At 70.3% G+C, this 19,798-nt stretch carries 19 protein-coding genes; 13 read left to right on the top strand and 6 right to left on the bottom strand.

What is annotated here, in order from left to right; genetic code table 11:
* On the top strand, window positions 1-1,567 hold a 1,567-nt coding region (mutL, locus tag AC07YS_RS19810), incomplete at its 5' end, for a DNA mismatch repair endonuclease MutL (RefSeq protein WP_495275725.1).
* Here the strand turns inward: mutL and AC07YS_RS19805 are convergent.
* A complete protein-coding gene (locus AC07YS_RS19805; protein ID WP_495270285.1) occupies window positions 1,551-3,125 on the bottom strand; it encodes an MFS transporter in 1,575 nt (524 codons plus the stop codon). The two genes, mutL and AC07YS_RS19805, sit on opposite strands and share 17 nt — an antisense overlap.
* Before the next feature lie 103 nt (window positions 3,126-3,228).
* Here AC07YS_RS19805 and AC07YS_RS19800 point away from each other — a divergent pair, with 103 nt between their 5' ends.
* Window positions 3,229-4,041 (top strand): helix-turn-helix transcriptional regulator, encoded by an 813-nt coding sequence (locus tag AC07YS_RS19800; RefSeq protein ID WP_495270284.1) that lies wholly within the window; start codon window positions 3,229-3,231, stop codon window positions 4,039-4,041.
* Between the two features lie 215 nt (window positions 4,042-4,256).
* Window positions 4,257-5,249, top strand: coding sequence for an alpha/beta hydrolase (locus tag AC07YS_RS19795; RefSeq protein ID WP_447745695.1), 993 nt, complete (start codon window positions 4,257-4,259; stop codon window positions 5,247-5,249).
* A 31-nt stretch (window positions 5,250-5,280) separates the two neighbouring features.
* On the opposite strand, the gene AC07YS_RS19790 is transcribed toward AC07YS_RS19795, so the two are convergent.
* Genes AC07YS_RS19790 through AC07YS_RS19780 form a run of 3 tightly spaced genes read right to left on the bottom strand, consistent with a single transcriptional unit; the run spans window position 5,281 to window position 8,419 of the window.
* The gene (locus AC07YS_RS19790) at window positions 5,281-7,545 is read right to left on the bottom strand and encodes a xanthine dehydrogenase family protein molybdopterin-binding subunit (RefSeq protein WP_495270283.1); all 2,265 of its coding nucleotides are present in this window, start codon (window positions 7,543-7,545) and stop codon (window positions 5,281-5,283) included.
* Between the two features lie 13 nt (window positions 7,546-7,558).
* Window positions 7,559-8,032, bottom strand: coding sequence for a (2Fe-2S)-binding protein (locus AC07YS_RS19785; RefSeq protein ID WP_070063074.1), 474 nt, complete (start codon window positions 8,030-8,032; stop codon window positions 7,559-7,561).
* A 39-nt stretch (window positions 8,033-8,071) separates the two neighbouring features.
* Window positions 8,072-8,419, bottom strand: a complete 348-nt coding sequence (locus tag AC07YS_RS19780; RefSeq protein ID WP_495264558.1) for a c-type cytochrome — start codon at window positions 8,417-8,419, stop codon at window positions 8,072-8,074.
* A gap of 204 nt (window positions 8,420-8,623) precedes the next feature.
* Between AC07YS_RS19780 and AC07YS_RS19775 the strand changes: the two genes are divergently transcribed.
* From AC07YS_RS19775 to AC07YS_RS19765, 3 genes are all read left to right on the top strand, one after another.
* Window positions 8,624-9,553, top strand: a complete 930-nt coding sequence (locus AC07YS_RS19775; RefSeq protein WP_062478493.1) for an AraC family transcriptional regulator — start codon at window positions 8,624-8,626, stop codon at window positions 9,551-9,553.
* A gap of 126 nt (window positions 9,554-9,679) precedes the next feature.
* On the top strand, window positions 9,680-10,666 hold the full coding sequence (miaA, locus tag AC07YS_RS19770; protein WP_495273730.1) for a tRNA (adenosine(37)-N6)-dimethylallyltransferase MiaA: 987 nt from the start codon (window positions 9,680-9,682) through the stop codon (window positions 10,664-10,666).
* A complete protein-coding gene (locus AC07YS_RS19765) occupies window positions 10,663-11,313 on the top strand; it encodes an ABC transporter ATP-binding protein (protein ID WP_095746026.1) in 651 nt (216 codons plus the stop codon). The genes miaA and AC07YS_RS19765 overlap by 4 nt, the downstream gene beginning before the upstream one ends.
* Before the next feature lie 6 nt (window positions 11,314-11,319).
* Here AC07YS_RS19765 and AC07YS_RS19760 read toward each other — a convergent pair whose 3' ends face one another.
* Together AC07YS_RS19760 and gcvA are read right to left on the bottom strand one after the other, a co-directional pair.
* Entirely contained in the window at window positions 11,320-12,276 is a 957-nt protein-coding gene (locus tag AC07YS_RS19760) for a threo-3-hydroxy-L-aspartate ammonia-lyase (RefSeq protein ID WP_495268965.1), read from the bottom strand.
* A 9-nt stretch (window positions 12,277-12,285) separates the two neighbouring features.
* A complete protein-coding gene (gene gcvA / locus AC07YS_RS19755; protein WP_495268964.1) occupies window positions 12,286-13,200 on the bottom strand; it encodes a transcriptional regulator GcvA in 915 nt (304 codons plus the stop codon).
* Window positions 13,201-13,319: 119 nt separating this feature from the next.
* Here gcvA and AC07YS_RS19750 point away from each other — a divergent pair, with 119 nt between their 5' ends.
* The 7 genes from AC07YS_RS19750 (at window position 13,320) to AC07YS_RS19720 (ending at window position 19,798) form a co-directional block, all read left to right on the top strand.
* On the top strand, window positions 13,320-13,952 hold the full coding sequence (locus tag AC07YS_RS19750) for a glutathione S-transferase family protein (protein WP_495268963.1): 633 nt from the start codon (window positions 13,320-13,322) through the stop codon (window positions 13,950-13,952).
* Between the two features lie 33 nt (window positions 13,953-13,985).
* Window positions 13,986-15,011, top strand: coding sequence for an LLM class oxidoreductase (locus AC07YS_RS19745; protein WP_495268962.1), 1,026 nt, complete (start codon window positions 13,986-13,988; stop codon window positions 15,009-15,011).
* An 84-nt stretch (window positions 15,012-15,095) separates the two neighbouring features.
* On the top strand, window positions 15,096-15,806 hold the full coding sequence (locus tag AC07YS_RS19740) for a GntR family transcriptional regulator (protein ID WP_495268961.1): 711 nt from the start codon (window positions 15,096-15,098) through the stop codon (window positions 15,804-15,806).
* The gene (locus AC07YS_RS19735) at window positions 15,803-16,678 is read left to right on the top strand and encodes a phytanoyl-CoA dioxygenase family protein (RefSeq protein ID WP_495268960.1); all 876 of its coding nucleotides are present in this window, start codon (window positions 15,803-15,805) and stop codon (window positions 16,676-16,678) included. The genes AC07YS_RS19740 and AC07YS_RS19735 overlap by 4 nt, the downstream gene beginning before the upstream one ends.
* Window positions 16,679-16,683: 5 nt before the next feature.
* Window positions 16,684-18,045, top strand: coding sequence for an NAD(P)H-dependent oxidoreductase (locus AC07YS_RS19730; protein ID WP_495268959.1), 1,362 nt, complete (start codon window positions 16,684-16,686; stop codon window positions 18,043-18,045).
* 149 nt (window positions 18,046-18,194) lie between these two features.
* Entirely contained in the window at window positions 18,195-18,569 is a 375-nt protein-coding gene (locus AC07YS_RS19725; protein ID WP_062478473.1) for a YciI family protein, read from the top strand.
* Window positions 18,566-19,798 carry an RNA polymerase sigma factor gene (locus AC07YS_RS19720; RefSeq protein WP_495268958.1) on the top strand — a complete coding sequence of 411 codons (1,233 nt, stop codon included), beginning with the start codon at window positions 18,566-18,568 and terminating at the stop codon, window positions 19,796-19,798. The genes AC07YS_RS19725 and AC07YS_RS19720 overlap by 4 nt, the downstream gene beginning before the upstream one ends.

Raw genomic sequence — 19,798 nt, 5'->3', positions numbered from 1 at the left:
GGCGCTCGCGGCCATCAACGCGATTGCCGAGCTCAGCATCCTCTCGCGCTTCACCGGCGCCGACAGCGCCTTCGTGCTCGACGGCGGCACGGGCGAATTGCGGCCGGTGGCACGCTCCGTGGGCACCACGGTCGAGGTGCGCGAGCTGTTCTTTGCCACGCCCGCGCGGCGCAAGTTCCTGAAGACCGACGCCACCGAGCTGGCCCACTGCATCGAGGCCGTGCGCCGCCATGCACTGGCACGGCCCGAGGTGGGCTTCTCGGTCTGGCACGACGGCAAGTTGATCGAACAATGGCGCGCCGCCGCCACGCCCGAGCAGCGGCTGGCCGATGCGCTGAGCGACGACTTCGTGTCGCAGAGCGTCTCCGTGCTGCGCGAAGGCGGCCCGGTGCGCGTGGTCGGCCGTGCCGGCATTCCCGACGCGGCGCGCTCGCGCAACGACCAGCAGTTCTTCTACGTCAACGGCCGCTTCGTGCGCGACAAGGTGCTGTCGCACGCGGTGCGCAGCGCCTACGAAGACGTGCTGCACGGCCAGCGCCAGCCGGTGTACGTGCTGTACCTGGAGATCGACCCCGCGCGCGTCGACGTCAACGTGCACCCGACCAAGATCGAGGTGCGCTTTCGCGACGGGCGCGAGGTGCACCAGGCGGTGCGCCACGCCATCGAGGACGCCCTGGCCGCGCCGCGCGCCGGCGATGCCCTGGCACCGGCCGATGTGCCGCCGCAGCCCTTCTTCAAGCAGACCCCGCTGCCGCCGAGCGCCAGCTGGTCGCAGCCCGCGATCCCGTTCCAGGCGCGCGAGCGCGGTGCCGGCGACTTCGAGGCCATGTGGCCGCGGCGCTCCGAGGAACAGGGGCACGCGCCGGTCACGGCCCCGTCGCAGTGGCAGACCGAAGCGCCGGCGATGTCGTTCCGCGCGCCGGTCGGACTGCCCGACAGCGAGGCTCTGGCCCCCATGCCAGCGCCCGTCATGAACCAGGACGCCTGGCCGCTGGGCCGCGCGCTGGCCCAGTTGCAGGGCATCTACATCCTGGCCGAGAACAGCCAGGGCCTCGTGATCGTCGACATGCACGCCGCGCACGAGCGCATCGTCTACGAGCGGCTCAAGACCCAGCTCGACGGCGCGGCCATCACGAGCCAGCCGCTGCTGATTCCGGCCACCTTCGCCGCCACGCCGCAGGAAGTGGCCACGGCCGAAGCCTGCGCCGAGGTGCTGCCCACGCTGGGGCTGGAGATCACGCCCTTCTCGGCCCGCACGCTGGCCGTGCGCGCCGTGCCCGGCACGCTGGCCGACGGCGACCCGGTGGAACTGGCGCGCAGCGTGCTCGCCGAACTGGGCCAGCACGACGCAAGCACCGTGGTGCAGCGCGCGCAGAACGAGCTGCTGTCGACCATGGCCTGCCACGGCGCGGTGCGCGCCAACCGCAAGCTCACCATCGACGAGATGAACGCCCTGCTGCGCCAGATGGAAGCCACCGAGCGCTCCGACCAGTGCAACCACGGCCGGCCGACCTGGCGCCAGCTGTCGATCCGCGAGCTCGATTCGCTGTTCATGCGCGGGCGCTGAGCCCGTCATCGGCGGCCGCGCCGACATGCCGCAGCGTGACGGCGGCCAGCACCGCCAGGATTGCGATGCTGACGGCGCTGGTGGCTGCGGCTGCATTCAGTCCTGCGAGGAAGGCGGCTTGCGCCTGTTCGAGCACGCCTGCGGGCAATTCATGCGCGACCGCTGTAGCGCCGGCCAGGCTGTCCGATACCGCGCGTTGAAGGTTCACCGCCATGCCGTCGATCGGGTCGCCCATCCGCGTGCGATACACCGCCGTCGTCAGGCTGCCCAGCGTGGCGATGCCCACGGCCAGGCCCAGCTCCTGCACCGTTTCGGACAAGGCCGAGGCCGATCCCGCCTTCTCGGGCGGCGCGGCGCCCACCACCAGGTCGGTGCCCAGCGCGGCGATGGTGCCCAGGCCGAGGTACACGAGCGAGAACGCGGCCGTCACCCACGCGATGCCATGCGGCGTGCAATCGAGCTGGCTCAGCACCAGGTAGCCCACGACCGAGAGCCCCAGCGCGCCCGCCATCACATGGCCCGGCCGGATGCGCCGCGCCAGCAGCGGCGCGGTGATGCCGGCCACCAGCATCGCGAGCGCCGGCGGGCCCATCCACAGCCCGGCTTCCAGCGGTGACAGCCCCGCCACCAGCTGCAGGTACTGGGTCACCAGCAGCATCGTGCCGCCGACACCGACCAGCCCCACCAGCAACACCACCAGCGCGACGCTGAAGGCCCGGCTGGCGAACAGGCCGAGGTCGATCAGCGGATGGCGCAACCGCCGTTGCCGCCGGACGAACCCCAGCGCGAACGCCAGCCCGCCGACGAGCGCCAGCACGGCCCCGACACCGACCCCGTCCTTCGCGACCTGCTTGATGCCGTAGACCACCGGCAGCAACGCCAGCAGCGACAGCGCGACGCTGGGCAGATCGAGCCGCCCCTGCTGCGGCGAGCGGTACTCCGGCAGCAGGAACGGCGCCGCCACCAGCAGCAGCCCGACCACCGGCAGCGCCACGAGAAAGGCCGCACCCCAGCCGTGATGCGCCAGCAGCAGGCCGCCCACCACCGGCCCGGCCGCCATGCCGAGCGCGAACATGGTCGCCCACAGCCCGATCGCCAGCGCGCGCTGATGCGGGTGCAGGAACATGTTGCTGATCAGCGCCAGCGTCGACGGCATCAGCGTCGCGCCCGCCACGCCGAGCACGGCACGTGCAGCGATCAGTTGGTTGGCGCTGGTCGAAGAGGCCGCGATCACCGACGCCACGCCGAACGCCGCCGCCCCCACCATGAGCAGCTTGCGCCGCCCGATGCGGTCGCCCAGCGTGCCCATCGTGACGAGAAAGCCGGCAATCATGAAACCGTAGGCATCGACGATCCACAGCGCCTGCGCGCTCGTGGGGCGCAGGTCCAGGGCCAGCGCGGGCAGGGCCAGGTGCAGCAGCGTGAGGTCGAGGCCGAGCAGCAGGGTCGGCAGCGCCAGCAGCGCGAGCCCGGTCCATTCGCGGGCGCCGGCACGGCCTTCGCGCCTCGCGGCCGGAAGGTGGTCGGAAAGGGAAAGTGAATCGCAAGGTGCGGTCAAAAGGGGCCTCCGGGAGCGCGTTCGGGTTGCGGAAGCCCCATCTTCAGGACAAGATCATCACATTACAATTTAAGCGTTTATCCTATTACTTGAGACAACAGGCTTGATCGAACGCAGCCTCAGCCGCACCAAGAACGAGCTGTCGGAGTTCCTGACCCGGCATCGCCGCAAACTCACGCCCGCCGATGTCGGCCTGCCCTCGCAGGGCCGGCGCCGCACGCCCGGCCTGCGGCGCGAAGAGGTCGCGGTGATGGCCGGCGTGGGGCTCACCTGGTACACCTGGTTCGAGCAGGGGCGGGAGATCCAGGTGTCGCAGAAATTCCTGCTCGGCGTGGCGCATGCCCTGAAGCTGGACGACGCCGAGTGCAGCCACCTGTTCCTGCTGGCCCACAAGCGCCCGCCGCCGCCCGAGGCCCATCAGCAGGCGTCGGTCACCCCTCGCATTCAGCAGCTCATGGACGAGCTGCCCACCCGCCCTGCCTATGTGTTCAACCTGCGCTGGGACGTCGTGGCCTGGAACGCCGCGGCCGACGCGCTCTTCGGCTTCAGCGCGCGCGAACGCGAGGCGCGCAACCTCCTTCGCATGGTGTTCGCCGACCCCGAACTGCGCCGGCGCCTGCCCGCCTGGCGCGACGATGCGCCCGGGCTGCTGGCGCAATTCCGATACGACTTCGCCATCGCACCCGACGATCCGGCCATGCTGGATCTGGTCGCGGACCTGAAAGCGCTCTCACCCGACTTCCGCCGCTGGTGGGACACCCCCGACAGCGCGCCCGCCCGGCGCGGCCTCGGATGCGTACGGATGGCCGACAGGACCGACACCGGGCCGTTGGAGTTTCACCACGAAACACTGGTCGTCGACGCGCACCGGCACCTGCGGATGGTGGTGTATTTCGTGCAGCCGGCACCGGACTGAACACGGGGGCCTGTACGGCAGATAAGCGCCGTCAGCGCCCATTTCGAGGGTTTTCGAGGGTTTTGTGGCGTCATCCACGGTGCGGGCACGCACGTTGCATGGTCTCGTGCCAGGCGCCGGCGAGCGCTGCACAGGGGGAGCTGACACGCGATGCCGACGCGTTTCAGAAAGCAAGCAGATGAACTTTCGGCCGACTTTCGCTGTCCCTCCACCCCATGATCAAACGCTGGCCCCTCCTCGCGTCCATCTTTTCGCTCTGTGCCCTCCTGGCAGCCGGCTGTTCGACCCTCGACGAACGCCAGCGCGAATGGATCTTCCAGCCCAGCGACCGCAGCTGGGGCAATTCGGCCCAGATGACCGAAGGCATGCAGGATGTCTGGATCGACTTCCAGTCGTCCATCACCGGTGAACCGGCGCGCCTGCACGGCCTGTGGCTCGGCGGCGCCCCCGAAACCACCGAGACCCCCGTGCTGCTGTACCTGCATGGTGCGCGCTACAACGTGGCCGGCTCGGCGCCGCGCATCCAGCGCATGCACGAGCTGGGCTTCTCGGTGCTGGCCATCGACTACCGCGGCTTCGGCAAGAGCTCCAAGGGCCTGCCCTCGGAAGCCTCGGCCCGCGAAGACGCCCGCGCCGCCTGGACCTGGCTGGCCGCGCGCCATCCGCGCCAGCACCGTTACATCTTCGGCCACTCGCTGGGCGGCGCCATCGGCATCGACCTGGCAGCCACCGTGAACGACGAGAGCGGCACCATCGTCGAGAGCACCTTCACCTCCATCGCCGACGTGGCCAGCAGCTTCAAGTGGGGCTGGCTGCCCTTCGGCCCGTTCATCACGCAGCGCTTCGAGGCAATTCGCACCGTCAAGGACATCGGCGCGCCGCTGCTCGTGGTGCACGGCACCGCCGACAGCCTGATCAACCCGACGCTCGGGCGCAAGCTGTACGACGCGGCCACGGTGCCCAAGATGTTCGTGCTGGTCGAGGGCGGCTCGCACCACAACACCAACTCGGTGGGCGCGACGCAGTACCGCGCGGCGCTGTCGCAGCTGTTTCGCATGAAGCCCGAGGACAGCAGCACCGTGGCGGACAGCCGGCCGCAACCGCGGTTGGTGTCGCCGCGGCCCGCACCGCCTTCATTGCCTTCCGCGGCGCTGTCGCCGCAAGAGGTGCGGGGCGAGGCGCACACGCCCGCCCCCGCTGCCATCTAGCCCGCCTTTTTCAGGCGGTTCCGTTCCCGCGTCAGGCCGAGGCCAGGTCGAACGGCAGCTGGCGCAAGGGCTTGCCCGTCAGCCGCGCCACGGCGTTGGCGAAGGCAGGCGCCAGCGGCGGCAGGCCCGGTTCACCCATCCCCTTGGGCGCATCGGCACTCGGCACGATGTGCACGTCGAACTCGGGCACCTGCGTGATGCGCGCCACGCTGAAGTCGCCGAAGTTGCCCTGCTGCACGACGCCGTCCTTCAGCGTGATGGCGCTGCCCTGCAGGCAGGTCGACAGCCCCATCACCGCCGCGCCCTGCACCTGCGCCTCCACGCTGCGCGGGTTCACCGCCAGGTTGCAGTGCACGCCCGAGGTCACGCGGTGCAGCACGGGCTGGCCGTCCTTCACCGACGCTTCGACCACATAGGCCACCACCGACTCGAAGGACTCGTGCACGGCCACGCCCCAGGCGCGGCCTTCGGCCAGCTTCTTCTTGCCGTAGCCGCTCTTGTCGACCGCCAGTTGCAGCGCGGCGCGATGGCGCGGGTGCTTGTCGCCGAAGAGGCTCATGCGGTAGGCCACCGGGTCCTGCTTGGTCGTGCGGGCGATCTCGTCGATCAGCGTCTCCATCACGAAGGCGGTGTGCGTGGAGCCCACGCTGCGCCACCACAGCACCGGCACGTTGACCTGCGGGTGATGCACCGTGAGGCGCATCGGCACGGGGTACGGATCGCGCATGCCCTCGACGGCCGTGGCGTCGATGCCGTCTTTCACCATGGAACCGGCGAACACCGTGCCCGCGGTGATCGACTGGCCCACGATCACGTGGTCCCACGCGAGGATCTTGCCGCGCGCGTCGAAGCCGATGCGTGCGCGATGCAAGTGCATGGGGCGGTAGTAGCCGCCCTTGATGTCGTCCTCGCGGCTCCACAGCAGGCGCACGGGGGCGTCCTTCAGGCCGGCGGTGCGCGCGGCCTTGGCGATCTCGCAGGCCTCGACCACGAAGTCGCTCGAGCCCACGAAGCGCCGGCCGAAGCCGCCGCCCGCCATCTGCACATTCACCTTCACCTGTGCGGGGTCGAGCTTCAGCGTGCGTGCCGCGGCCTGGCCGTCGAGGTCGGCGGACTGCGTGCCGACCCACAGCTCGGCGCGACTGTCCGACAGCTTCACGGTGCAGTTCTCCGGCTCCATGGGCGCGTGGGCCAGGTAGGGAAACACGAACTCGGCCTCGAGCTTGTGCGGTGCGCCGGCCAGCGGCGCCATGTCGGCGTCGAACTTGCGGTTGCCGGGGCGGCCGGCCAGTTCGCGGTACTGCGCCAGCTGCTTGTCGCTGTCGACCTTCTCCACCGCATCGGTGTTCCACTGCAGCTTGAGCGCGTCGCGGCCCAGCTTGGCGGGCCAGTAGCCGTCGGCCACCACGGCCACACCTTCGGCGCCACGGTCCAGCGGAATGCGCAGCACGGCCTTCACGCCCTTGACGGCGCGCGCGGCGCTGTCGTCCACCGAGGCCAGGCGGGCGCCGAACACGGGCGGATGCGCCACCACGGCCGTCAGCTGGCCGGGCTGCTTCACGTCGATGCCGAAGTCCTGTCGCCCGCTGCTCTTGGCGCGCGCGTCCAGGCGCGTGGTCGGGCGGCCGATGAGGCGGAAGTCCTTCGGGTTCTTCAGCGTGACCGTCTCGGGCACCGGCAGGGCCATGGCCGCTTCGGCCAGTTCGCCGTACCCCGCCTTGCGCCCGCCCGGGCCGATCACCGTGCCGGCCTGCGTGCGCAGCGTGGCCACATCGACCTTCCAGCGCTGCGCCGCGGCCGACAGCAGCATGGCCCGCGCACGCGCGCCCAGTTCGCGGTACTGCGTGTAGCTGTTCTTGATCGAGTTGGAACCGCCGGTCAGGTGCATGCCGAACAGCGGGTCGGCGTAGGCGGCATCGTTGGTGCCGTTGCGGCTGCGCACCAGGGCCCAGTCGGCATCGAGCTCTTCGGCCAGGATCATCGGCAGGCCGGTCTGCACGCCCTGGCCGAACTCGAGGCGGTTGATGGTCACCGTGACCTCGCCGTTGGGCGCGATCTGCACGAAGGCCGAAGGCTGTTGCGTCGGCTTGAGCGCACCGCCGGCCTTGGCCGGGCCGTCGGCCTGCGCCATGGCCATGTGAGGGAACGCGCCGAGCACGAGGCCGCCGGCGCCGGCCATCTTCAGGAAGCTGCGGCGCGGCAGCGTGGCGACCGCGTCGGCGTCCTCGGTCGCAGGCTGGGCCATCAGGCGCTGCAGCGCGCGCGGCAGGTCGTTGTAGTCGATGTTTGGCAGCATGTCGTCGGCTCCTTCAGGCGAGGGTCTTGGCCGCATCGGCCACGGCGGCGCGGATGCGGGCGTAGGTGCCGCAGCGGCAGATGTTGCCGGCCATGGCCGAGTCGATCTCGTCGGTGCTGGGCTGCTTGCCCTTGGGCAGCGACTGCAGGAAGGCGGTCGCGCTCATGATCTGGCCGCTCTGGCAGTAGCCGCACTGGGCGACGTCGTGCTTGACCCACGCGGCATGCACGGCCGCGCCCACGCGGTCGTTGCCGCCGGTCACGGCTTCGATGGTGGTGATCTTCTTGCCCTCGGCCGCCGCGATCGGCGTGATGCACGAGCGGATGGCCTGGCCGTCCATGTGCACGGTGCAGGCGCCGCACAGCGCCGCGCCGCAGCCGAACTTGGTGCCGGTCATGCCCAGCGTGTCGCGCAGGGCCCAGAGGATGGGGGTGCCGGGGTCGGCGTCGACCGTGTGGTCACGGCCGTTGACGTGGAGCGCGCTCATGTTGGTTTTCTCCGTGGGTAGGGGTGGGATGGATCGGATTCACTTGGCGCCGTCGAGCACCCATTGCGCGAGCGCCTGCAGGTCCGCGTCGGGGACCTGGGCTTGCGCGGGCATGGGCATCGCACCCCACTTGCCCGAGCTGCCGGCCTTCATGCTGGCGGCCAGCTGCGCGGCCGTGCCCTTGCCGTCGCCGTAGCGCGCGCCGATTTCTTTCCAGGAAGGGCCCACCACCTTCACGGCGGGCTGGTGGCAGGCCACGCACGCGTACTTCTGCGCCAGCGCGGTGCTGGCGAAAGCGGGTGCGGACCCGGCCATGCTCACGCCGATGGCCAGTGCGGCCACGAGCGAGGCGGTGATGCGATGCGGATGTCGTTCGTCGTGGGTCATTTCTTTTTTCATCATCGTGGAGGGGAAGCACGGTCCTCGCGCCACGCGCGGCAGGACTTCACGGCGGCCAGTGTCCGACGAAGCGCCCACGGCCACTTGCCCAATCCGCGCGCGTTCTTGCCTGAAACAACGAGACTGCGCCAAAAACGCCAAGCGCATGAGATGCGCCCGCTAGACTTTGCGCAAGCACCCGAAAGGATTCAGATGGAAGTGCTACAGCCGACGCAGCCAGACGATTCGGCCGTCCTCGGTGCCCTGGCCGCGGCCGTCGGGCGCATTGCCCGAAACGACGGCGACCACGCCACCGCCATTCCCGAGCTCTCGCTGCACCGACGCAGCGCCGCGACCGAGCCCGTGCATTGCATCTACGGCTTCGGCCTTGGCATCACGGTCGGCGGACAGAAGCGCGCGGCGCTCGGCGACGAGATCTATGAATACGGCGCCGGCCAGTCGCTGCTGATCACGGCCGACCTGCCCGTGGTGGCCCACGTCACCCGCGCCAGCGCGGCACAGCCCTTCCTGGGCCTCATGATCCGGCTCGATCCACGCGCCATCGTGCAGGTGGCGACCGAAATGGCGTTGCCGCCGCCCTCCAGGGAGCCCCACAACCAGCGCGCCCTGTCGCTGGGCGCGCTCGACCCGACGCTGCTGGGCACCGTCACGCGGCTCGTCGAGCTGCTGGCCGAGCCCCGGCTCGTTCCGCAGCTCGCGCCGCTGCTGCAAAAGGAAATCGTCGTGCGCCTGCTCGCCGGGCGCCACGGCCCGCAGCTGCAGCGCCTCATGACCGTCGGCTCGCCCAGCCAGCAGGTGGCGCAGAGCCTGGCGTGGCTCAAGATGAATTTCAGGAAGCCCGTGCAGGCGGACGAGCTGGCCGCGTCCGCGCACATGAGCCCGTCGACCTACCGCCAGCACTTCCGCGCCGTGACCGGCATGAGCCCGATGCAGTACCTGAAGCAGCTGCGCCTGCAGGAAGCGCGGCAGCTGATGCTGAACCAGAACATCGATGCCGGCACCGCCGGCGTGCGCGTGGGCTACGAAAGCGCCTCGCAGTTCAGCCGCGAGTACGCGCGCCTGTTCGGCGCGCCGCCGCTGCGCGACATCCGGCGGATGCGGGACGCGACCGCCGTCGCCTGACGCACGGCGTCGCGGGCAAGCCCCGGGCAGCCGCCCGGCGTCCCAGGCAAGCCCCGGGCAGCGGCCCGGCGTCTCAGACAAGCCCCGGGCAGCCGCCCGGCGCGTGCCATTTGCTACCCTCGACGCATGCCCCCCGCTTCCCCTGTTCCCCCGCGCTACATCGCGCTCGCCGGCCCCACCGCGTCCGGCAAGACCGCCGTCGCCCTGGCCGTGGCCCGGCTGCAGCCGGTCGAGATCGTCAGCGTCGACTCGGCGCTGGTCTACCGCGGCATGGACATCGGCACCGCCAAGCCCACCGCCGCCGAGCAGGCCGCGGTGCCGCACCACCTGATCGACATCCTCGACGCGCGCGACAGCTACAGCGCCGCCGCCTTCGTGGCCGACGCCACAAGGCTCATCGACGCCATCCGCGCACGCGGCGCGCTGCCGCTGCTCGTGGGCGGCACCATGCTGTACTTCAAGGCGCTGTTCGACGGCATCGACGCCATGCCCGCGGCCGACCCCGCCGTGCGCGCGCGCCTCGATGCCGAAGCCGCCGCGCTCGGCTGGCCCGCCATGCATGCGCGGCTCGCGCAGGTCGACCCCGTCACCGCCGCCCGGCTCGCCCCGCAGGACAGCCAGCGCATCCAGCGCGCGCTCGAGGTGTGGGAGAGCAGCGGCCAGCCGCTGTCGAGCTTCCATGCGAGCGACACCAAGGCCGCCAAGGCCGTCGACGGCGGCGTGCTCGTGTCGCTCGAACCCGAGGACCGCGCCTGGCTGCACGGGCGCATCGCCGAGCGCTTCGACGCGATGCTCGCGGCCGGCTTTCTCGACGAGGTGAAGGCGCTGCGCGCGCGCGGCGACCTGTCGCCCGACCTGCCCTCGATGCGCTGCGTCGGCTACCGCCAGGCCTGGGAGATGCTCGACGCCTGCGGCGACGCGCCGCCCGATGCCAAGGCCTTGAACGAGTTGCGCGAGCGCGGCATCGCCGCCACGCGCCAGCTCGCCAAGCGGCAGATCACCTGGCTGCGCAGCATGCCGCAGCGCACCGTGATCGCCTGCGACGCGCCCGACGCGGTGCAGGCCGCCGTGAAGCACATCGCCCACATCGCATGCGGGGCGACGCCCGCATGACGCTGCACCTCTCCAACCTCGGCAAGCACTACGGCGACGCGCCCGTCTTCGAACACGTGAGCCTGCAGGTCGCGCCCGGCGAGTTCGTCGCCATCGTGGGCGAATCGGGCGTCGGCAAATCGACCCTGCTCAACTGCATGGCCGGCCTCGACACTTGGGATGAAGGCAGCGTGTCGCACGACGGCACCGACATCGGCGCGCTCGACGGCGAGGCCCGCGCGCTGTGGCGGCGCCAGCACGTGGGCTTCGTGTTCCAGGCCTTCCACGTGCTGCCGCACCTCGACGTGGCGCAGAACGTGTCGCTGCCGCTGATGCTCTTGGGTCGCCCGCGCGAAGACGCGCGCGTGGCCCACATGCTCGAAGCCGTCGGCCTGCCCGGCATGGGCGCGAGGCTGCCGCAGACGCTCTCGGGCGGCCAGTTGCAACGCGTGGCCATCGCCCGCGCGCTGGTGCACCGGCCCGCGCTGCTGCTCGCCGACGAGCCCACCGGCAACCTCGACCCGTCCACCGCCGCGAAGGTGATGGACCTGCTGATCGGCCAGACACGCGAGCACGGCGCCTCGCTGGTGCTGGTCACGCACTCGGAGAGCGCGGCGGCGCGCGCGGATCGGTTGCTGCACCTGACGGCGAGCGGTATCCGGGCCTGAAAAGAATCAGCCGATCAGCGACGCGTAGCGCGACAGGTCGACGTTCCCGCCGCTGATCACGATGCCCACGCGCTGGCCTTCGATGGCCTTCGCAGCGGCGATGGCGCCCGCGAACGCGAGGCACCCCGTCGGCTCCACCACCATCTTCATGCGCTCGGCGAAGAAGCGCATCGCCTCGACGAGCTGCTCGTCGGTGACGGTGAAGATGTCATCGACATCCTTTTTGATGATGCCGAAGGTGTACTCGCCCAGGTGCTGCGTCTGCGCGCCGTCGGCGATGGTCTTGGGCGTGTCGATGTGCACGATCTTCCCGGCGCGCAGCGACTGCTGGCCGTCGTTGCCGGCTTCGGGCTCCACGCCGTAGACCTTGCAGGCGGGCGACAGCGCACGCGCCGACAGTGCCGAGCCCGACAGCAGCCCGCCGCCGCCGAGGCACACGAACAGGTGATCGAGCGGGCCGCTCTCTTCGATGAGTTCCTTCACCGCCGTGCCCTGCCCCGTGAGCACGTCGGGGTGGTCGTAGGGCGGAATCATCGTCATGCCGCGCTCCTGCGCGAGCCGCTTCGTCAGCGCCTCGCGGTCTTCGGTGAAGCGGTCGTACATCACCACTTCGGCGCCATAGCCCTTCGTGGCCGCGACCTTGGCGGCGGGCGCGTCCTTGGGCATGACGATCACGGCCGGCATCGACAGCAGGCGCGCCGACAGCGCGATGGCCTGCGCGTGGTTGCCTGACGAGAAGGCGATGACGCCGCCCTGGCGCTGCGCCGCGTCGAACTTCGACAGCGCATTGAACGCACCGCGGAACTTGAACGCGCCCATGCGCTGGAAGTTCTCGCACTTGAAGAAGAACTGCGCGCCCCAGCGTTCATTGGCGGTGGTCGATTGCAGCACCGGCGTGCGGTGGGCATGGCCTTCGAGCCGCGCGGCCGCGGCGATGACGTCGTCGTAGGTAGGGAGTTGCATGGGTCGAGCTTAGCGGCTGCTGGCCTGCGGCGCACGCGCGGGGGATGCCGCTTGCGCCGTCACCCATTCCGAAAACGCTTTCACCGCCGGCCGCCGCATGGCGCCCGGCTTGCTCACCAGGTAGTAGGCAAAGCGAGAGGGCCAGCGCTTGTTCAATGCGACGACCAGGCGGCCTTCGCCGAGGTACTCCTGCGCATGCGTGTCCTGCACGAGCGCGATGCCCTGGCCGGCCGCTGCGGCGCGCAGCAGCAACAGGTCTTCCTCGAAACCGGGACCACGCAGCGCGGCATCCTCAGGCTCGACGCCATGCGCCTGCAGCCACAGCGCCCAGTCCGCGCGGTCGCTGTCGTGCAGCAGCGTGTACTTCAGGCAGTCGGCGGGTTTGCGGATCGCCGGGCCTTGAGCCAGCAACGAGGGGCTGACCACCGGCAAGAGCACGGGCGCCATCAGATGCTCGACCTGCAGGCCCGGGTACACGCCCAGCCCGTGGCGTATCGCCACGTCGACCCCGTCGCGCTGCAGGTCGGCGAGCTTGGACGAGGCCTCGACCCGCACCTCGATCTCCGGGTGCAGCGCCGAGAACGCGCCCAGGCGCGGCACGAGCCAGCTTGCGGCGAATGACGCGACGGTGCTGACGGTGAGGGTCTGCTGCTTCGACGCGGCCTCCAGCACGGACACGGCGTGTTCGATCTGGTCGAACGCGCGCACCAGGTTCGGATGGATGCGCGCCCCCGCCTCGCTGAGCTGCACGCCGTAGCGCTCGCGCACGAACAGCGACACGTTCAGGCGCTGTTCGAGCACGCGGATCTGCTGGCTCACCGCGCCCGGCGTCACGCCCAGGACGTCGGCGGCGGCCTTGAGGCTGCCGCACCGGCCGGCTTCGGTGAAGGCACGCAAGGCGAGCAAGGGCAGGACGCTTCCCATGGGCTTCCAGTCATTAGAAAAACTGATTTCTTGATCGACGAATCATCGTTTGTCTATCGGATTCTCTCTCCCTAGCATCGATCCATCGATGGCCAAGGAAATCAGATTTTCTATCTTTCATGACGCAAAGCCTCTCGCTCTACACCGACAGCTCGCCCAACGGCTTCAAGATCACCATCGCGCTGGAGGAACTGGCGCTCCCCTACACGCTGCACCACGTGCGCATCGACCGCGGCGAACACCGCCTCCCCGCGTTCCTCGCGCTCAACCCGCATGGCCGCATTCCCGTGCTGGTGGACCACGTGGCCGGCATCACGCTGTTCGAGTCGGCGGCCATCCTGCTGTACCTGGCCGACAAAGCCGGGCGCCTGTTGCCGACGGAACCTGCCGCGCGCTGGAAGGCGATCACGTGGCTGATGTTCCATGCGTCGAGCATGGGGCCGCTGCTGGGGCAGCGCGTGCACTTCGAACGGTTTGCCGCACACCGCAACCCCGAGGCCATCGACCGTTATCGCGAGCTCACCGAGGCCGCGTTCTCGACGCTGGACGGTCACCTCGCAAGCCACCACTGGCTGGCGGGCGATTCGTACTCCGTGGCCGACATCGCGACCTTCGGCTGGACGCACATCGCGCGGATCGTCGCGTTCGACTTCAGCCGCCACCGCCACCTGACCGCGTGGCACGAACGCATGGCCGCGCGGCCGGCGGTGCAACGCGGCATCGCACTGCCCGAACCCGCGACGGACGCCTGACGTTGCCTTCCCCTTCTTCTTCCAACCTCTGACATGCAAGCTTCTCTGCCCACCGGCGCCTCCGCCCACGCCTTCGCCACCCACCCCGGCTACCGCCGCATGTTCGCGCCCGACGCCCTCACGCTGGGCATCTTCCTGCCGCTGCGCTTCTTCGAGGGCGACATGGCCGTGCTCGAAGGCCAGTCGGCGCTGCTGGCCGACATCGACCGCCAGGGCTTCGCGGCGATCTGGGCGCGCGACGTGCCGCTGTTCGATCCGCGCTTCGGCGACGCAGGCCAGGTGTTCGATCCGTTCACCTACCTGGCCTTCCTGGCCGCGCGCACGCAGCGCGTGTCGCTGGCGATCGGGAGCGCGATCTTTTCGCTGCGGCATCCGATCGACCTCGCCAAGGCGGCGGTCACCATCGACCAGCTCTCGGGCGGGCGGCTGGTGCTCGGCGTGGCGTCGGGCGACCGCCCCGTCGAGTTTCCCGCCTACGGCCTGGAGCACGGCACACGCGGCGCGCGCTTCGCGCAATCGGTCGCCTACTTCCGGCAACTGCTGCGACCGGACGGCGGCCCCATCGCCTCGCCACTGGGGCAACTGAGCGATGCAACGCTGCTGCCCCGGCCCGCCAGCGGTGCGATCCCGCTGATGGTGACCGGGTCGTCGCAGCAGTCCCTCGAGTGGATCGGCATGCACGCCGACGGCTGGCTCACCTACCCGGGCTCGACGCAGAACGTCATGGGGCCGCGCCAACTGGCGGAGAAGATCCGCGCCTGGCGCGCGCTGATTCCCGGCGGCGGCTTCCGCCCGCACATGACGAACGAATGGATCGACCTGAGCGAAGACCCCGACCATCCGCGCACCCCGATGAACGGCGGCTACGTGCTCAAGACGGGCCGCAAGGGGTTGATCGCCCTGCTGACGGAATGGCGCGACGCCGGCGTCAACCATGCCGCGCTCGGCATTCAGTTCTCGCGCCGGCCTGCGAGGGAAGTCCTCCAGGAACTGGCCGAAGAAGTGCTGCCGCACTTTCCTTCCCACGAGAGCGTCGCGCCGCTGCCAGCGCCCTGGTAACGCGCCGTCGCGTGGGTGAAAACCCCCAGTGCACCCCTGGGCCGAAGTCCGTACTCTGTATACAGAGTTCAGAAAAGGCCCACCATGCCCGCCCAGTTGCTCAGCATCGAAGTCGCTCCCGACCTCGTCGACCAGGTCTACCGCGCCCTGCTCGGCGCCATCAGCAGCGGCGCGCTCGCGCCGGGCGAGCGGCTCACGCAGGAGGACATCGCGGCGCGGCTCGCGGTGTCGCGCCAGCCGGTGCTGCAGGCGCTGCGGCTGCTCAAGAAGGACGGTTTCGTGCAGGACGCGCCCGGGCGCGGCGTGCTGGTGGCGCCGCTGGAGGCCGAGGCGATGCGCAAGGTCTACCAGGTGCGCGGCGCGCTCGACGTGCTGGCCGCGCGGCTGGCGGCGCAGCAGCGCTTTCGCATCGACCCGAAGCTCATCGAACGTGGCCGGCGCGCGGCGCGCGGGCGCAACGTCGAAGCCATGATCGATGCCGACGTGGCCTTTCACCAGGCCATCTACGCCGCCTCGGGCAACCCGCTGATCGGCCAGAGCGCCGACCCGCACTGGCGCCACCTGCGCCGCGCGATGGGCGCGGTGCTGCAGGCCGAGCCGCAGCGCGAGTCGCTGTGGGACGAGCACGAAGCCATTGCCGACGCGATTGCCGCCGGCGACGTCGAACGCGCCGCGCGCCTGAGCGACGAGCACGTCTCGCGCGCCAGCGACGCGCTGGCCGAGCGGCTCGCGCAGCAGCTGGCACGCCCGGCATCCTCATCTGGAATCCCCACCAAAAAAGGAGACAAGGCATGAAGCTGACCCCCGAGCAACGCGCGCAGTTCGAGCGCGAGGGCTACCTGTTCTTCCCCGGCCACTTCTCGCCCGAAGAGACGAAGGTGCTGACCGAGGCGGTGCCCGACCTGTACAGCAAGCGCGCGGCCTTCAACGTGCGCGAGAAAGGCTCCGACGCCGTGCGCACGAACTTCGCGGCGCACCTCATCAGCGAGCCCTTCGCGCGGCTGGCGCGGCACCCGCGCATGGTCGGGCCGGTGATGGACCTGTTCGACGAAGCGGTCTACATGCACCAGTTCAAGATCAACGGCAAGATGGCCTTCGAAGGCGACGTGTGGCAGTGGCACCAGGACTACGGCACCTGGCTCAACGACGACCTGATGCCCACCGAGCGCGCGATGAACGTGGCCATCTTTCTGGACGAAGTGACCGAGCACAACGGCCCGCTGATGTTCATTCCGGGCAGCCACCGCAAGGGCGTGGTCGATGCCAAGCACGACCTCACGACCACCAGCTACCCGCTGTGGACGGTCGACAACGACCTGATCCGCCAGCTGGTCGATCGCGCCGGTGGCACGCAAGGCGGCATCGTCTCGCCCAAGGGGCCGGCCGGTTCGATGATCCTGTTCCACAGCTGCCTCGTGCATGCCTCGGGCAGCAACCTCTCGCCCTTCAACCGCGTGGCGGTGTACCTGAGCCTGTGCGCGGTCAGCAACCACATCCGCCGCCACCAGCGGCCCGAATACATCGCGCACAGAAACTTCACGCCCATCGAGGTGCTGCCCGACGACTGCCTGCTGACGCCCTACCCCGTCGAGGTGCCGTGGAAAGACGGCCTGCCCGAGAGCGCGCTGCGCACCTCGCCCGACGTCATCGAAACCGTGGAAGCCTGACCGCCATGAGCCTGCACACCCGCCTGCAACAACGCGCCGCCGAAGGCCGTCCCATCCGCATCGGCCTGATCGGCGCCGGCAAGTTCGGCGCCATGTACCTGGCGCAGATCCCGCGCACGCCCGGCGTGCAGCTGGTCGCCATTGCCGACCTCTCGCCCGCCGCCGCGCGCGTCAACCTGGAACGCGTGGGCTGGCAGGCCGAGCGCAGCAACGCCGGCTCGGTGCAGGAGGCGCTGAAGACCGGCGCCACCTGGATCACCGACGACTGGCAGGCCGTGACGCGCGAGCCGTCCATCGACATCGTGGTCGAGTGCACCGGCAACCCGATTGCCGCGGTCGACCATTGCCTGGACGCCTTTGCGCACGGCAAGCACGTGGTCAACGTGACGGTCGAGGCCGATGCCTTCTGCGGCCCGCTGCTCGCGCACAAGGCGCAGCAGGCCGGCGTGGTGTATTCGCTGGCCTTCGGCGACCAGCCCGCGCTGATCTGCGACCTGGTCGACTGGGCCCGCACCTGCGGCTTTCCGGTGGTGGCGGCCGGGCGCGGCCACAAGTGGCTGCCGCACTTCACCGAATCGACGCCCGAGACCGTGTGGGGCAACTACGGCCTCACGCCCGAGCAGGCGAAACGCGGCGGGCTCAACCCGAAGATGTTCAACAGTTTTCTCGACGGCTCCAAGCCGTCGATCGAAAGCTCGGCCGTGGCCAACGCCACCGGCTTGGGCGTGCCTTCCGACGGCCTGCTCTACCCGCCCGCGAGCGTGGAAGACATTCCCTTCGTCACGCGTCCGAAGAGCGAAGGCGGCGTGCTGGAGCGCAAGGGCATGGTCGAGGTGATCTCGTCGCTCGAGGCCGATGGCCGCAAGATCCCGTACGACATCCGCATGGGCGTGTGGGTCACGGTCGAGGCCGAGACCGACTACATCAAGAACTGCTTCGAGGAATACAACGCCCACACCGACCCGAGCGGGCGCTACTTCACGCTGTACAAGCGCTGGCACCTGATCGGGCTCGAGGTGGGCATGTCGGTCGCCAGCGTGGCGCTGCGCGGCGAGCCCACCGGCGTGGCCACCGGCTGGAACGCCGACGTGGTCGCCACCGCCAAGCGTGACCTCGCCGCGGGCGAGATGCTCGACGGCGAAGGCGGCTACACCGTCTGGGGCAAGCTGCTGCCGGCCGAGCGCTCGCTGCGCCTGGGCGGCCTGCCGCTCGGGCTGGCGCACAACGTCAAGCTCGTGCGCCCCGTGAAGAAGGGCCAGAGCCTGAGCTGGGCCGACGTGGCGATGGACACCACCACCGCCGCCTACCGGCTGCGCCAGGAAATGGAAGCGCTGTTCACGCCCGCGGTGCGCGCCCGCGCGGCCTGAGCGCGGGGCCTGGCGCCCACGTTGCGCCAAAGAGCGAACAGATCAAGAATCTTCTGCTCGGCACCGGTCCGGTGTCGAAATGACCGGTTGCGGGCCGTCATTGTGGTGAGCGCTCTTGCTCGGCAAGCTTTTCCTCACGGAGAAACACCATGCAGTACATGTTGATGTTCTACCAACCCGCGGCCGAATTCGAACAACGCAACGACGCCTCGTCACAGGCCTACCGCGCCAGCTGGGTCGCGTACGCCGACGCGGTGCGCCAGTCGGGCATTTCGCTCGGCGGCCACGGCCTGCTGCCGCCCATGACCGGCACCACGCTGCGCGTGCGCGGCGACAAGCGCCAGGTGCAGGACGGTCCCTTCGCCGACACCAAGGAACAGCTCGGCGGCTACTTCGTCGTCGACGTGCCCGACCTCGACGCGGCGCTCGAATGGGCCGCGCGTGCGCCCTGCGCCGCCAGTGGCGGTGTCGAAGTCCGGCCGGTCTTCACCGCCACCGCAGCGGCGGGCGCGAGCCAGACGTGACCACTCCGGCGGCACACCACGCCGCCGAACGCGCGGCACGCGAGTCGTACGGGCGGCTGCTGGCCATCCTGTCCGCCCGCACGCACGACATCGCGGCCTCCGAAGACGCCCTGGCCGACGCCTTTGCCCGCGCGCTCGAGCGCTGGCCCGCCGACGGCGTGCCGGTGCAGCCCGACGCCTGGCTGCTGAGCGTCGCGCGGCACCGCAAGTTCGACGCCTGGCGCCACAGCCGCGTGCAGGACGACGCCACGCAGACCCTGCTGCTGCTCGCCGGCGAGATGGACGAAGCCGACCCCGATGCCGCCACCGTGCCCGACGAGCGCCTGCGCCTGCTGTTCGTCTGCGCGCACCCGGCCATCGACGCCGCCGCGCGCGCGCCGCTGATGCTGCAGACCGTGCTCGGGCTCGACGCCGCGCGCATGGCCGGCGCCTTCCTCACCTCGCCGTCCGCGCTGGGCCAGCGGCTGGTGCGCGCCAAGGCCCGCATCCGTGCCGCCGGCATTCCTTTCGAATACCCGCAGGCGCGCGACCTGCCGCACCGGCTGCGCGACGTGCTCGACGGCATCTACGCCGCCTACGGCACCGGCTGGGACGACGTCGACGGCGCCGACGCCCTGCCGCGCGGCCTGACGACCGAGGCCATCGACCTGGGCCGCATCCTGTGCCGCCTGCTGCCCGCCGAGCCCGAGCCGCTGGGCCTGCTGGCGCTGATGCTGTTCTGCGAGGCGCGCACCGCGGCGCGCCGCACCGAGGCCGGCGCCTACGTGCCGCTCGACCAGCAGGACATCACGCGCTGGGACCACGCGCTGCTGGCCGAGGCCGAGCACCACCTGCGCATCGCCTCGGCCATGCAGTCGCTCGGGCCCTACCAGCTCGAGGCCGCGATCCAGTCGGCCCACTGCGAGCGCCGCGCGGGCGCACCGGTGCCGCCCGAGGTGCTGGTGTCGCTGTACGAAGGCCTGCTCGCGCTGCGGCCCAGCATCGGCGCGCAGGTCAGCCTGGCGTGTGCGCTGGCGAATGCGCGCGGGCCCGAAACCGGGCTGCGCGCGCTCGATGCCATTCCGTCGGACGAGGTGGCGAGCTACCAGCCGTTCTGGGCGGCGCGTGCGCACCTGCTCGCGGCCGGTGGCGCGCGCGTGGCGGCGCGGCAGGCCTACGACAGGGCGATCGGGTTGAGCAGCAATGGCGCGGTGCGGGCGTACCTGCACGCGATGTCGGAACGGGCCTGA

Source organism: Variovorax sp. GW458-11-26-14-LB1 (assembly GCF_059423965.1).
The sequence above is the reverse complement of the archived record's forward strand: the minus strand, read 5'-3'. Positions and strand labels throughout refer to the sequence as shown.